This is a genomic window from Cnuibacter sp. UC19_7 (assembly GCF_042699995.1).
Classification (GTDB): Bacteria; Actinomycetota; Actinomycetes; order Actinomycetales; family Microbacteriaceae; genus Cnuibacter.
Genome location: NZ_CP170560.1, coordinates 1646875 through 1660277, shown reverse-complemented (window position 1 = coordinate 1660277; position 13403 = coordinate 1646875). Strand labels below are relative to the sequence as shown.

Below are 13403 nucleotides of genomic sequence, written 5' to 3'. Positions count from 1 at the left end.
GAATGAGGTAAGGCTTTGCTTAATTAGCTTAGGCTACCCATACTAGGGCCTGACGAACCGCTGAACGAGTGGTCGGACAGAGCTAGGAACTGGAGTTGATCTCGTGCGAACGACAGGGAGAAGGCGCTTGAGGCCCCTCGCGGGCCTCGTCGTGGGCGCCGTCGTCTCGGGACTCGCCGTCGTCGGCGTCGCTGCGCCCGCAACCGCGGCCACAGGCGACGTGACGGGGGCCACCGTGGACTGGGGGTTCAAGGACTCGTGGCGCGGCTACGTCGCCCGCTTCGGAGGCACCGCGACCGCCTCGGGCGGTGCGAGCACGTCGCCGGCGTACCGCTGGTCGTCCGGCACGGGCACCTTCGACGCCACGACCGGCACCGCCGACGTCGATCTGGCCGGCACCGTCGCCTGGAGCGTCCCGGCCCACGGCATCTCCATCTCTCTGTCCGACCCCGAGATCGTGCTCGACGGCGACGGGACGGGCGAGCTGATCTTCGACTACGTCGACTCGACGGGAGCCTCGGGAACCGGTGTCTTCGCCACGCTCAGCGGCGCGGTCCCCGTGCTGGCGGATGGCGTCGCCACGTTCACGGGCGTCGCCGCGACGGCGGGTCCCGCGACCGCGGCCGTCTTCACCGGCTCCTACCCCGAGGGGTCGGCGCTCGATCCGGTGTCGTTCGCGCTCCCGTACGAGCAGGCGCCCGTGCAGCAGAGCACCACGACCACGCTCGGGGTGTCGCCCTCCGGCAGCGTCGAGCAGGGCACCGACGTCGAGCTCTCGGCGACCGTGTCCCCGGCTGCCGACGGCACGGTGCAGTTCACCGACGGCGGATCGCGGCTCGGCGCGCCCGTCGCCGTGACCGCGGGTGAGGCCATCACCTCAGTCGGCGACCTCACCGTCGGCGAGCACTCGCTCGGCGCCGAGTTCACCCCGGCCGACCCCGCGTTGTTCGCCGGCTCGTCGGCCTCCGCGGTCGCGCTCACCGTCACCGGGTCGACGACCCCGGCGGTGACCACGACCACGTCCGTCGCGCTGTCGCCGGCGGCTCCCGTCGTGCTCGGCACCGCCACGACCGCCACCGCGACGGTGGCCGCCGCGTCGGGCACCGCGACCGGCTCCGTCGAGTTCTTCGACGTGACCGACGGCACCGCCGACCGCGTGTCGCTCGGAACGGCCGCCGTCGACGCGGGTGTCGCCACCTGGACCGGGAAGCTCGGCGCAGGCGGTCACACCGTCGCCGCCGTCTACCGCCCGACCGGCGGATTCGCCGGGTCGGAGGGGACCCCCACCGCGAACTACGGCGTGGTCGACACGACCGCTCCCGCCGCCTGCACGGTCGATGCGGGATCGCCCGACGTCACCGGTGTCGCCGCGAGCTGGGACTGGAGCGCCTACAGCGCGGAGTGGAGCAAGAGCGCCACGGGCGAGGGTGTCCGCGTCGACGGTGACACGTTCACCTTCAGCGACGGCGTCGCGACCCACGACCAGGACTGCACGATCGTCCAGTTCGACGGATCGATCCGCGTCACGGCCTACCCGCAGTTCGGCGGCTTCTGGATCGACCTCGCCGATCCGACGCTCGTCGTGGGCGCCGACGGCGCGGGCCTCTGGACCGCTGACGTGACGACCTTCGAGTCGGCGACGCCGAAGCGTCTGGTCGTCGACACGGTCACGCTCGGCGCCCGGCCCGACTTCACGGCGAGCGGTGAGGCCACCGCGGCCCTCGACTACGACGGCACCACGGCATCCGGGACCTGGAAGGCCGGCCACGACAGCGCGTGGGCGAACGACTTCGTCGTGAACGTGCCCTCCTCCATCCGCCCGTTCTACTACGCGTCCGGCACGGCGAAGGACGCCGACAAGGCGCCCTCCCCGCTGCACCTGGCCTGGACCGTCGCGCCGACCCCGTCCGACGCGGGCAGCCTGGTCTGGGGCTTCAAGCAGTCGTGGCGGTCGTACGTGGCCGGGATCGCGCAGGGCTCCATCACCCCGTCGAACGGTGCGAGCACCACGGCAGGCGGCCTCTTCGAGTTCGTGCAGACGGACGAGGGCGACTTCGACCCGTCCACCCGCGTGGGCTCGGTCGCGTACCAGGGCACGGTCTCGTTCCAGAGCCGGGCTCACGGGTTCGACATCGCGATCGCCGATCCGATCGTGCGCTTCGACGGGACCGGGACCGCCACCCTGTCGCTCCTCGTCTCGTCGAGCGACACCGCCGGGACGAGCGACATGACGCGATCCGACGTCGCCACGCTGACTATCCCCGCGGGCCAGCCGTCGGGTGATCCGCTGACCTGGATCGACCTGCCGGCCGTGTTCGCCGCGCAGCTGCCCGGCAGCTTCGAGCAGTACGCCGGGCAGGCCGCCGATCCGGTCACCCTCACCTACGGCGCCGTGGTGCCGCCTGTGATCGTGCCGGCCGTCAGCCTCTCGTCGACCGAGGTGAGGCAGGGCGAGGAGCTCGTCGTGACGGGAACCGGCTTCGGCCCCGGAGAGCGCGTCGCTGCGACGGTGTTCTCCGACCCGGTGGCGCTCGAGCCGCAGACCGCGGATGCGCAGGGGAACGTCGCGTTCCGCTGGACCGTCCCCGCGGACTTCGCGACCGGCGCCCACACCGTCGAGGTGACCAGCGCGGCGGGAACCGCCAGCGCGCAGTTCACCGTGACGGCGCCCGCCGTCGCGCCCGCCGTCCCCGCGGTCGACTCGCCGGCTGCGCAGCAGTGCGTGGCGCAGCAGGTGGGCGGCGCGACGATGTCGTGGGGTGTGAAGGACTCGTTCCGCACCTACATCACCGGGCCGATCGCGAAGGGGGCGATCTCGACCTCGGGCGTCAGCGACAACGGCGGCAGCTACGGCTGGAGCGGTGGGTCGGGCGCCTACAACCCGAGCGACTCCCTCGGCCGGGTGGCCTACTCCGGCTCGGTCCACTTCACCGGTCACGGGGGCCAGCTCGACCTGACGATCGCGAACCCGCGCATCCAGATCACGGGGTCCTCGTCGGCGGTGCTCATCGCCGACATCAGCTCGAAGCAGCTGTCGGGCGGCACGGTGGCGGTGAGCGGGACGATCGCGACGCTGTCGCTCTCGGGCGGCTCGTCGTCGTCGACCTCGACCCGGGTGTCGTACAGCGGCGTGCCCGCGACGCTCACCGAGTACGGGGCGAGCGCCTTCGGCGGGTTCTACTCCGGCGGCGCCGCGCTCGACCCGGTGTCGTTCACGTGGCCGCTGGGCGCTGACGTGCCCTGCGATACCACGACCGACGGCAAGCTCGCCTCGACCGGCGTGAACGGGTCGGACGCGATGGGCGGCCTCGTCGCCGCCCTCGCCCTGCTCGTGCTGGGCGCCGGCGCGGTCGCCGTCCGCCGCCGCAGGGTCCGCGCCTAGCGCGGCACTCCCCGGGGTTTGTCCACCAGAAGCACCCTCCTGAGCGCAGGAACGTGCGTCTGGTGGACAAACCCCGCGAGGAGGGGGCTACGGCCGGCGGGTCTCCACCGCGGGGGCCTCGTCGGGGCCCTCGGGGGAGGCCGCCACGGGGGATGTCCCGTCGAACCCGTCGGATGCCGTCCCGGCCTCCCCGGGGGACGCGGGACGCCGCCGAGGGCGGTGCGTCACGAAGTACGAACCGCCGAGCACCAGCACGAAGCCCACGATGGTCCACACCGTCACCTGCTCGCCCAGGATGAGCACTCCTGCGATGATCGCGACCGCCGGGTTGACGTACGTGATCGCGGTCGCCTTCACCGGCCCGATCTCCGAGACCAGCGAGACCATGAGGACGAACGCGAGCGCGCTGCACACCACGGCGAGCACCACGATCGCGAGGATCACCTGTCCCGAAGGCCACGCCGTCGGCCACGCGCCGGTGAGCAGCACGAACGGCACGTACGCGACCGCCGTGCCCGCGAGCGAGACTGCGACCACGCCGATGCCCGGCAGGTCCGACATCCACCGCGCGAGGATCGCGGGGCCGAGCGCGTAGCCCACGACGACCACGGCCATCTGCGCCACCGCGATGAGATCCGATCCGCCGATGTCGAGCCCGACGAGGGCCGCGACCCCGAGCATCCCGATCGCGATCCCGGCCCAGTTCAGGCCGCTCAGCCGCGCGGGGCGGCCCATCGCGAACGCCACCGCGACACCCGCCAGCGGCACGGCGGCGAGCAGCAGACCCGCCGTCGAGGAGGGCAGCCGCTCCTCCGCGGTGCTGAGGAAGTACCAGGGCAGGATGATCTCCACCACGGTGTAGGCGAGCATGGGCCGCCAGCGCCGAAGCACCGGGCCCACCTCGCGCCGGAACAGCGCCAGCGGCATGAGGAGCAGCGCTGCGAGACCGGCCCGCGACAGCACCACCATCGCGGGCTCGAGCTCACCCACGGCGATCTTGATGAACAGGTACGGGATTCCCCAGGCCAGGCCCAGCCCGGCGAACAGCAGGACCCCGCGTCGCGTCATCCCCCCATCCTCTCGCGAGAACGGGCCCACCCGCGCGCGCGTGTCGCGAGGGCGGGCCCGTCTGCGGGAGGCGTCAGATCGCGGAGTGCGTCGCGTCGGTGCGGAACTCCGTGTACATGTACGGGTTGTCGAGCACCTTCGTCTCCGGGATCTCCGGGTTCATGCCCGCCTGCCACACGTCCTCGCCGAGCGTCGACCGCAGGTAGTCCACCGTCTCCTCGGCCTGCGAGCGGATGCGCGCCAGGTCGTCGCCGACGAGCTTCCCGTCGTGCTTGGCGACCTTCCCGTCGACGACGACGGTGTGCACATCCGCCCGCCCCGCCTGCAGGGCGACGTGCCCGTAGGGGTTGAGGATGGGGAACATCGAGGGCGACCCGTCGTTCTTCAGCAGCACGAGGTCGGCCTTCTTGCCCTTCTCGATGCTGCCGACGACGTCGTCGAGGCCGAGGGCCTTCGCGCCACCGCGCGTCGCCCAGTCGACGACCTGCTCTGCGCGCAGGTGCGAGTGCGTCACGGTCTCGCCCTTCTCGTGAGCCTTGGTGTGCTCCCACGAGCGGTCGGCTCCGAGGGTCGAGCGCATCGCGGTGAAAAGGTCGCTGGAGAACCACACGCTCGTGTCGACCGACAGCGACATCGGGATGCCGTGCTCGCGCAGCACCCACGAGGGCGGGTAGCCCTGTCCGCAGCTCTGCTCGCTCTCGGTCGACAGCGACACCGATCCGCCGGTCGCCGCGATCCGCTGGTACGAGTCGGTGCTGAGCGTCGCCGCGTGCACGTAGACGGTCTCCGGGGTCATGAAGCCGTTCTCGTGCATGAGGCGGATGCCGTCGTCGTTGGTGGCGCCCCACACCCCGGCGTGCGTGGTCACGGGCAGGCCGAGCTCGCGTGCCACCTCGAACGCGGTGCGCTCCGGGAACGCGGGGTCGCCGGTGACGTCGAAGGCGAGCTGGAAGCGCAGCATGTCGGATCCGGTGTCGTTCGCCCGCATGAAGGCCTGGAAGTCGGCGCTCGCGGACCACTCCCAGGGCGCCCCGAAGATGTTGCCCGGCGCGAACACGAAGCGGCCCGACGAGTCGCGCAGCGACTGCAGCGCCGCCTCGGCGTGCTCGATGGTGCGCAGCCCGTGCGACCAGTCCACCGTGGTGGTGACACCCGAGTCGATCGCGTCGATCGCCGAGAGCGCGTTGCCGGCGTAGATGTCCTGCGGACGGAAGTGGTTGCCGTACTCGAGGTAGTACCAGACGAAGTACTGCGTCAGCGTCCAGTCGGCGCCGTACCCGCGCATCGCGGTCTGCCACATGTGGCGGTGCGTGTCGATCATGCCGGGCATGAGGATGCCGCCGGAGGCGTCGATCTCGACGGCGCCGTCGGGCACGGTCAAGGCGCTGCCCACCTCGGCGATGCGGTCGCCGATGATGAGGACGTCGCCGTGGGGGATGACGTCGTGGGAGTCATCCATGGTGAGGACGAGCGCGTCGCGGAAGACGATCGGGCGCCCGTCGGTGAACTGGTCTGCGGACATGCGCGGCTCCTTTGCCGGAGGTGGGGAGGGGTCAGAGGGCGACGGGCGGGTAGTCCTTGCCGAGCCAGTGCGAGAGCTTGGTCGCGTACTCGCGCTGGAACGACAGCGGACCCTGCTGCACCGAGTAGTCCTCGTCGTAGATGGCGATGAAGATGGTGAGGCAGAGGAAGAAGTGGGCGCCCATCTCGAACAGGGCGACGTAGTCGTGCTCGATGAGCGCGGTGCGCTCCTCGGGCTCGAGGCGGAGCCACGTGGTGCGCTCGACAGGGTCCCCGTTCCCGAGGCGCCGGCCGAGATCCGCGTCCCACGCATCGACCAGGTCGGCGGGCGACGCCTTGTAGGCGGCGAGCAGCTCCGGATCGCGGTCGACCTGGAACAGGAACTTGTTGACGTAGTAGACGCTCATCGCGACGCCGTCCTTCCGCGCGGATCGCCGGACGGGTACCAGGTGAAGTAGGCCTCCATGGTGTGGAAGAGGTCGAGGTTGTCGACGTACGCGGCCTTCTCCGGCCCTGCGATCCCCATCATGAGGATGAGGTCCATGAAGCCGTGGGTCGCGTTGCCCGATCCGCTCATCGACTCGTGGGTGACGTTCGCGAGGATCGAGTCGATGTCGCCGTTCGAGAGCCACTCGATGGCCTGGCGGTCGAAGACCGGGTCGGGGCCGGTCTCGCCGAACTGACGGGGTCCGCCGAGCTCGAGCGAGAGGTGCCCGCTGCCGACGGCGGCGATCCGCTTGTCGGAGGGGTACTCGTCGATGATCTCGCGGATGGCCCGGCCGAGGTCCCAGAACCGCTTCGGGCTGGGCAGCGGCGGCGCGAAGATGTTCGTGTAGATCGGCACGACCGGCAGGTCGCCGTCGGGCCGCGTCGTGATGATGGGGCAGATGATCGAGTGGTCGAGCTTCAGCTCGTGGCTCACCGAGAAGTCGAAGCCGCGGTCGAGCAGCCCCTGCAGCATGAACCCCGACAGCTCCTCGTGCCCGTCGAGCACGTAACGCGGGATGCTGAACTCGCGCTCCTCGTTGTAGTAGGTGGCGTCGTACGTCGGCTGCTTCCCGATGAGGAACGTCGGGTAGTTGTCGTGAAAGAACTGGTGGAAGTGGTCGGCGCCGACCATGACGAGGATGTCGGGCTCGGCCGCGGTGAGCGTCTCGCGGTAGGCCTCGACCTTGCGCTTCCACTCCGGGGCCTGCGGCATCTGCTCCTCGGGCGGTGTCAGCTCGGTCGCCTTGAGGAAGAACGGGTGGTGCGTGGTCGCGAGGACCGCACTCAGTGTCGCCATGTCTCTCCTTCGAGTCTGTGCGGATGCGTCGGATGCGTGTGGTGCGTCTCGTGCGCCGGCTGGGTCTCGGCGCTCAGTCGTCCGAGCCGGTGGGCGGGGTGTAGACGGCGTTCCGGTCGACCTCCGTGTAGACGGTCGGGCCGATCGGGTTCTCGCGCTCCTCGGCGAGGTGGCCGATGAGGCCGGCCGTCCTGGCCAGCAGGGCGAAGCCGCGGAGCAGATCGATGGGGAGGCCCGCATCCGCCAGCGCCGCCCCCGCCACGCCGGCGCCGTTGAGCGGGAGCGTGCGGCCGAGCACCTCGGGGTGCACGCGCCCGATCGCCTCGAAGAGGCGGAGGTGCGGCCCCTTCATCCCGGTCTCCTCGGCGAGGGCGAACATCACCGGCGTGCGCGGATCACCCTGCTTGTGCACCGGATGTCCGAGACCCGGGACCTTCGTCCCGGCCGCCTTCCCCCGTCGGAGCACGACGAGCGCGGCGTCGTCCCAATCGGCGTCGGTCCAGGCCTCGGTGTCACCGAACGTGGTCACCGAGTCGTGCAGGTAGCGACCCGTGTCCTCGGTGACGCCGAGGAAACGGGAGCCGCCGCCGAGCAGCCCCGCGGCGATCGCGCCCTGCAGCGAGTCGGGCGCGCTGTAGTACGTCAGGCGCGCGGCGATCGCGGTGGGGGTGAACCCGTGGTCGGCGAGCGAGACCAGCACGGCCTCGAACATGCGCAGCTGCCCGGGGGTGGGCCGGCGCTTCGTCGCCAGCCAGTAGGCGAGCTCGCCGAACGAGATCTGCCCGAGCAGGTCGGCCGCGAGGTCGTGCCCGAGGAGGGAGATCGAGTCCGGGGTCGAGGTGCCGATCGACGTGGGGTACTCAGGCATGGGTCTCGGCCTCCGGTATCGCGTCGAGAGGGGGTAGCGGATCCGCATCCGGCTCGGTGAGCCAGGCGCGGATGAGGGTGTCGTCCTGCCCCAGCGCGGGCGGCGCCGAGCGGTAGCGGGCGGGCGTGCGCGAGAACGAGATCGGGTTGCGGATCATCGGCACGGCCGCGTCGCCCCGGCCCACGTGGACCACGGGGTCGAGCCCCAGACGCTCGGCCAGGGCGACCCCGCCGTCGATGGTGTTGATGGGGCCGCAGGCGATGCCGGCGGCGGTGAGCACGTCGAACCACTCCTGGGCCGTGCGCGTCGACATCGCTTCGAGGAGGAGCGGGCGCAGCTGCTCGCGGTGGCGGTTGCGGTCCTCGGTGCGGGCGAAGCGCTCGTCGTCGGCCAGCTCCGGGCGCTCGAGCGCCTCGGCCAGCCGCCGGAACTGCGCGTCGTTCGCGGCCACCACGATGATCTCCCCGTCGCTCGCCGGCAGCGGCTCGTAGGGGAACAGGCTCGGATGCGCGTTGCCCATCCGGAACGGCACCGTCCCGCCGGCGACGTACGTCGAGCTGTGGTTGGCCATCGCGCCGAGCGCGGTCGAGAGGAGGTTCACCTCGACGTGCTGCCCCTCGCCCGTGCGGTCGCGGTGGCGGAGCGCCGAGAGGATGCCGACGGTGGCCTGCATCCCCGTCATGATGTCGAAGACCGAGACGCCGCTGCGGTAGGCCGGGCCGTCGGGATCGCCCGTGAGGCTCATCAGGCCCGACATCGCCTGCACGATGAGGTCGTAGCCCGGCAGGCTCGCGCCCTCCTTCGAGCCGAAGCCGCTGATCGAGGCGTAGACGACGTCCGGGTTGACGGCGGCGACCGAGTCGTAGTCGAGACCGAACTTCGCCAGGCCCCCGGGCTTGAAGTTCTCGATCACGACGTCGGCCCGCGCCGCGAGCTCGAGCGCCGCGGCGCGGTCGCCCTCGTCGCGGAAGTCGAGCACCACGTCGTACTTGTTGCGGTTGATGCCGAGGTAGTACGTCGACACGCCGTCGCGCTCGGGGGGCGCCCAGCCGCGGGTCTCGTCCCCGCCCGGGCTCTCCACCTTCACCACGGTGGCGCCGAGGTCACCCATCTGCTGGGTGGCGAACGGGCCGGCCAGCACCCGCGAGAAGTCGGCGACGAGGATGCCGGACAGCGGACCGTCCAGCTCTCCGATGTCTTCTGAGACAGCCATCCCGACCTCCTTCGGTCATTCCGGTCAAGTGTCCGCTGTGCGGATGACCTCATCCAAACGCATGGATTCGCGAGGTGTCAAGAGAGACGTGTCGGCTTCTCAGGTGCAAGCTCTCTGCGGTATGAATGGGAGAGCGTCCGCGTCGCACGCGGGCGGACGAGTGACCGAGGAGGATCATGGCAGACGCTCGCGGCCCCGACTTCGTGGAGGCGATCGCCCGCGGGCTCGAGGTGATCACCGCCTTCGGCACGCGCGGACAGAGCCTGTCGCTCGCCGACCTCTCGGCCGAGACCGGCCTGGCGCGGCCCACCGTGCGGCGCATCCTGCTCACCCTCGCCGAGCTGGGCTACGTCCGGGCCGACGACGGTCTCTTCTCGCTCACCCCCCAGGTGCTCGACCTCGGCATGGCGTACGTCTCGGCGAGTGACATCTGGGAGCTCGTGCGGCCCCGCCTGGTGACCCTCAGCGAGCAGACCGGCGAGTCGTGCTCGCTGGCGCAGCTGGTCGGCTCCGACATCGTGTACGTCGCGCGGGCCGCCGTGCCGAAGCTCGTCACCCTCTCCGTCACGATCGGCACCAGGTTCCCGGCCGTCGCCACGTCGCTCGGCAAGGTGCTGCTCGCCTCGCTCGACCCGGCCGAGCTCGACCGGGTGCTCGCCATCCCGTCCCAGTCCGGTGTCGTGCCGACCTGGCAGCCCTCGCGCCAGGAGATCGACGCGGCTCTGCGCGAGGTCCGCGCGGCGGGCTGGGCGCTCACCGACCAGCAGCTCGGGCCCGCCATCCGCTCGATCGCCGCGCCGGTGCGCGACGGATCGGGTCGGGCGGTCGCGGCGGTCAACGTCAACGTGCACGCGGCCGAGACCGACCTCGAGACGCTCGTCGAGTCGCACCTGCCCCGGCTGCTGACCACGGCGAGCGAGATCAGCGCCGACTGGGTCCGCTGGGAGTCGCGTCCGCTGGCGGTGGTCTCGTGAGCGCACCGCGGCTGCTCGTCATCATCGCGAGCACCCGGCCCGGTCGGGTCGGCGAGCACGTGGGGCGGTGGGTGATCGAGCGTGCCCGTGCCGACGGGCGCTTCGAGGTGCGGGTCGCCGACCTCGCCGAGCTGGCGCTGCCCCTTCTCGACGAGCCCGCGCATCCGCGGCTGCGCGACTACCGCCACGACCACACACACCGCTGGAGCGCGGAGGTTGACGCCGCCGACGGCTTCGTCATCGTGATGCCCGAGTACAACCACAGCTTCACCGCGCCGCTCAAGAACGCCCTCGACTACCTGGTGCAGGAGTGGGACGGGAAGCCGGCCGGGCTCGTCAGCTATGGCGGGCTCTCCGGGGGCACACGCGCGGTGACGGCGCTGCAGCCCGTGCTGGCGAACCTCGGCATCCGGGGCGTGCACGCGAACGTGGAGATCGCGTGGGTGGCCGAGCACATCGCCGACGGCCGCTTCGACGCGACCGACCGCCACGAGCGCGCCCTGGAGGCGCAGCTCACCGAGCTCGCCGCCCTCCTCGAGTAGCCGCGTCCGCTCGCCCTCGCGCGCTCGCGCTGGCGCGTTTCGCCATGCCCACGTGGTTTCGCCATGCCGATCGGTGTGGCGAAACCACTTCAGCGTGGCGAAACCGGGGCGTAGGGGGTGAGGCGGGGCAGCCAGCAGCGGACATGGGTGCGGTACGCCACGAAGTCCGGGCCGAAGCGCGCCTCGAGGTCGTCCTCCTCGTGCGGACGCACGACGAGGTTCCATACCGCGGACCCCGCCACCGCGTAGAGCACGACGAGCCACGATCCCAGGAGGAGGCCCACTGCGGCGCCCTGGGTGATCCCGGCGAGCGCCATCGGGTTGCGGACCCAGCGGTAGGGGCCGGCGACGACGAGCCTCGTCGTCATCGCGGCCGGCAGCGGGGTGCCGTCGCCGAGCGCCGACATGGTGACGCCCGACCAGAGCCCCAGCGTGCTCGCGAGCGCGAGCACGACCGCGCCCACGATGCTCACCGCCGCCGCGATGGGGGAGGGAAGCGGTACCGCGAGCCCCCAGCGCTGCTCCAGCGCGCTGATGACGAGCGGGAGCACGACGAGGAAGAAGCCCCAGAACACCACGATCTGCCCGAGCGTCGCGAGCACGGGCGCGGCCCTGCCGCGCCCGGGGGCGGCGGGCCGGAAGCCGAACGGACCCTTCACCACCCACGCGGTCGGGATGCGGCCCCAGCGGACCGAGCACAGGGCGACCGCGGATCCGGCCGAGGCGGCGATCATCGCGACCACACCCCATCCGGCCTGCGTGGTGACCGTCGCGTAGACCGCGAGGGACACGGCGACGAGCAGCGTCCATCCGGTGGCGATGGGGGCCGCGGCGCGGACGCCCGCGGCGGCGAGAGCCGAGCCGACGACGAACAGGGGCACGTCGGCGAGCGCCATCAGCACCGGGTCGATCGACCCGAGCGTCGCGTCGCGCACGAACGGCACCGTGAACACGGCGACCCACCAGGCCGCGCCGGCGACGGCCTGCGCAGCGAAGTACAACCGACCGAGCTCCGCGGGCACGGCGATGCCGAGCGCGGTCGCGCGCACGCGCCACTCTCCGACCCGACTCCCCGCGTGCACCCGTCCCGTTCCGTCCCGACTGCTCCCATCCAAGCACGCCGGTGGGGCCCGCGGCCGGGGTGCCGTCGGTGGGTGACCGTCGAAAGGTACCGTCAGAGCGGCGATGCCCCGATATACGGCTCGTGATCGCTCTGACGGTACCTTTCGACGGCCATCGCGCCCTGCTCCGTCAGGTCGGCGGGCGATCCTCGGCCGGCGGCGGCCGGAATTCCGCGCGGGGCTCGGCGCCGGGCTCCTCTCGGGAGGGCAGCAGGAGCGTGACACTTCCCGGTGACCCGGGGTGGCGAGCGGACGCCCAGTACTCGCGGGCCTTGAGCGCACGGAGGGCGAACGCGTCGCGCGCCGAGGGGTTCGCAGCCGGGGCCTCCGCGCGCAGGGTGGCGACGGCGCCGTGGTTCTCGAAGGAGCGGTACTCGACCTCGAAGTCGGGGCCGATCTCGTCGGCGACCGCATGCGCGAGGTCGAGCCCGGTGTGGTCGAACTCGTGCAGCGAGAACCGGGCGTCCCACTCGAAACGCTCGGTCATCGCGGCGTAGTACGTCGACTCCCAGGCCGAGAGCCGCTCGATCAGCTCCGCGGTCAGCCCGGTCTCCTCGTAAGGGAAGGGGTCGCTGAACCAGATCACGGTGTCCGCATAGTCCGGGTAGATGCGCACGATCCGTGTGGCGTAGGGGAACGGCTCGTCGGCGGTGGCGGCGGTCGCGGTCATGCGGGCGACCGCATCCGGGCGCCCCGCCGTCCCCGGGCGAGCTCGTCGGCATTCATCCGCCCATCGTCTCCCGCGCGGCGAGACACGTCCAGGCGGAGGAACGCAGAAAGGTCGCGTGAGAGCGAACACGGCCGCATAGAGGGGCCATCGGCGCTCTCAGGCGACCTTTCGACGGTCCAATCCCGAGTGGGAGTCGCGGGGTGCCGTCCGCGGCGCCGTCAGCGGCGGTCGAAGCGGGCGCCCGCCGGGTTCGGGCCGAGCACGGTGAAGACGAGGACGATGATGCTGCCCACGATCGGCACCAGCGAGATGAGCACCCAGAATCCGCTGCGATCGGTGTCGTGGAGGCGGCGGATGAGGAGGGCGAGGCCCGGGATGATCGTCGCCAGTGCCCAGATGCCCCAGAGGACGAAGACGACGGAGGCGCCAGCGCCGGGCGTGGCGTAGCGGCCGTCCATCTGCAGGCCGTATCCGCCCAGGGCGAAGGCGAGCACGTTGAAGACGTTGTTGACGATCACGCTCACGAGGTACCACCACCAGTACTCGCTGCGGCTCGCGCGGCCGGAGAAGGTGGCGTACTTCTTCCAGAAGCGGGAGACCGCCTCGCCGATCGGCGCGCCGTAGTACGGGGCGTCGAGGGGGATCGCAGAGGTCTGGGGGGAGGTCACGGTCGGGTCCTTCCGTCGATCGGCTCGTCGTGCCGAAGCTCGAGGACATGATCCGACGCAGGCCCCCGCGTCCGACTGTAGCGACGCGGGG

The 13403-nt window shown here is 71.5% G+C and carries 12 protein-coding genes; 3 read left to right on the top strand and 9 right to left on the bottom strand.

The window, feature by feature from the left end; genetic code table 11:
- The first annotated feature begins 127 nt into the window (after positions 1-127).
- Positions 128-3382 carry an HtaA domain-containing protein gene (locus ACFJGV_RS07775; protein ID WP_378148097.1) on the top strand — a complete coding sequence of 1085 codons (3255 nt, stop codon included), beginning with the start codon at positions 128-130 and terminating at the stop codon, positions 3380-3382.
- Positions 3383-3469: 87 nt separating this feature from the next.
- On the opposite strand, the gene ACFJGV_RS07770 is transcribed toward ACFJGV_RS07775, so the two are convergent.
- The 6 genes from ACFJGV_RS07770 to ACFJGV_RS07745 all read right to left on the bottom strand — a co-directional run bounded on the left by ACFJGV_RS07770 (position 3470) and on the right by ACFJGV_RS07745 (position 9337).
- Entirely contained in the window at positions 3470-4450 is a 981-nt protein-coding gene (locus ACFJGV_RS07770; RefSeq protein ID WP_378148096.1) for a DMT family transporter, read from the bottom strand.
- Between the two features lie 73 nt (positions 4451-4523).
- Positions 4524-5972: an amidohydrolase family protein gene (locus ACFJGV_RS07765; RefSeq protein WP_378148094.1), complete on the bottom strand. Its 1449-nt coding sequence runs from the start codon at positions 5970-5972 to the stop codon at positions 4524-4526.
- 31 nt (positions 5973-6003) lie between these two features.
- Positions 6004-6378: a hypothetical protein gene (locus ACFJGV_RS07760; RefSeq protein WP_378148092.1), complete on the bottom strand. Its 375-nt coding sequence runs from the start codon at positions 6376-6378 to the stop codon at positions 6004-6006.
- Complete coding sequence (locus ACFJGV_RS07755) at positions 6375-7256, bottom strand: hypothetical protein (protein WP_378148090.1); 882 nt, start codon at positions 7254-7256, stop codon at positions 6375-6377. The genes ACFJGV_RS07760 and ACFJGV_RS07755 overlap by 4 nt, the downstream gene beginning before the upstream one ends.
- A gap of 73 nt (positions 7257-7329) precedes the next feature.
- Entirely contained in the window at positions 7330-8124 is a 795-nt protein-coding gene (locus ACFJGV_RS07750) for a citryl-CoA lyase (protein WP_378148088.1), read from the bottom strand.
- On the bottom strand, positions 8117-9337 hold the full coding sequence (locus ACFJGV_RS07745; protein ID WP_378148087.1) for a CaiB/BaiF CoA transferase family protein: 1221 nt from the start codon (positions 9335-9337) through the stop codon (positions 8117-8119). The genes ACFJGV_RS07750 and ACFJGV_RS07745 overlap by 8 nt, the downstream gene beginning before the upstream one ends.
- 176 nt (positions 9338-9513) lie before the next feature.
- On the opposite strand from ACFJGV_RS07745, the gene ACFJGV_RS07740 reads away from it, so the two are divergent.
- A complete protein-coding gene (locus ACFJGV_RS07740; protein WP_378148086.1) occupies positions 9514-10311 on the top strand; it encodes an IclR family transcriptional regulator C-terminal domain-containing protein in 798 nt (265 codons plus the stop codon).
- Complete coding sequence (locus tag ACFJGV_RS07735) at positions 10308-10853, top strand: NADPH-dependent FMN reductase (protein ID WP_378148085.1); 546 nt, start codon at positions 10308-10310, stop codon at positions 10851-10853. Before ACFJGV_RS07740 ends, ACFJGV_RS07735 begins: the two co-directional genes overlap by 4 nt.
- Positions 10854-10942: 89 nt before the next feature.
- Here the strand turns inward: ACFJGV_RS07735 and ACFJGV_RS07730 are convergent, their stop codons facing one another.
- The 3 genes from ACFJGV_RS07730 to ACFJGV_RS07720 all read right to left on the bottom strand — a co-directional run bounded on the left by ACFJGV_RS07730 (position 10943) and on the right by ACFJGV_RS07720 (position 13312).
- Positions 10943-11902 (bottom strand): methyltransferase family protein, encoded by a 960-nt coding sequence (locus ACFJGV_RS07730; RefSeq protein ID WP_378148084.1) that lies wholly within the window; start codon positions 11900-11902, stop codon positions 10943-10945.
- Between the two features lie 202 nt (positions 11903-12104).
- Positions 12105-12644: a hypothetical protein gene (locus ACFJGV_RS07725; protein WP_378148083.1), complete on the bottom strand. Its 540-nt coding sequence runs from the start codon at positions 12642-12644 to the stop codon at positions 12105-12107.
- A gap of 218 nt (positions 12645-12862) precedes the next feature.
- On the bottom strand, positions 12863-13312 hold the full coding sequence (locus ACFJGV_RS07720) for a DUF805 domain-containing protein (protein ID WP_378148082.1): 450 nt from the start codon (positions 13310-13312) through the stop codon (positions 12863-12865).
- Positions 13313-13403 lie beyond the last annotated feature (91 nt).

Coding starts and splice junctions, on each gene's coding strand:
- ACFJGV_RS07745 (WP_378148087.1), bottom strand. CDS start 9,337: ATGGCTGTCTCAGAAGACATCGGAGAGCTGGACGGTCCGCTGTCCGGC.
- ACFJGV_RS07740 (WP_378148086.1), top strand. CDS start 9,514: ATGGCAGACGCTCGCGGCCCCGACTTCGTGGAGGCGATCGCCCGCGGG.
- ACFJGV_RS07765 (WP_378148094.1), bottom strand. CDS start 5,972: ATGTCCGCAGACCAGTTCACCGACGGGCGCCCGATCGTCTTCCGCGAC.
- ACFJGV_RS07755 (WP_378148090.1), bottom strand. CDS start 7,256: ATGGCGACACTGAGTGCGGTCCTCGCGACCACGCACCACCCGTTCTTC.
- ACFJGV_RS07725 (WP_378148083.1), bottom strand. CDS start 12,644: ATGACCGCGACCGCCGCCACCGCCGACGAGCCGTTCCCCTACGCCACA.
- ACFJGV_RS07770 (WP_378148096.1), bottom strand. CDS start 4,450: ATGACGCGACGCGGGGTCCTGCTGTTCGCCGGGCTGGGCCTGGCCTGG.
- ACFJGV_RS07760 (WP_378148092.1), bottom strand. CDS start 6,378: ATGAGCGTCTACTACGTCAACAAGTTCCTGTTCCAGGTCGACCGCGAT.
- ACFJGV_RS07750 (WP_378148088.1), bottom strand. CDS start 8,124: ATGCCTGAGTACCCCACGTCGATCGGCACCTCGACCCCGGACTCGATC.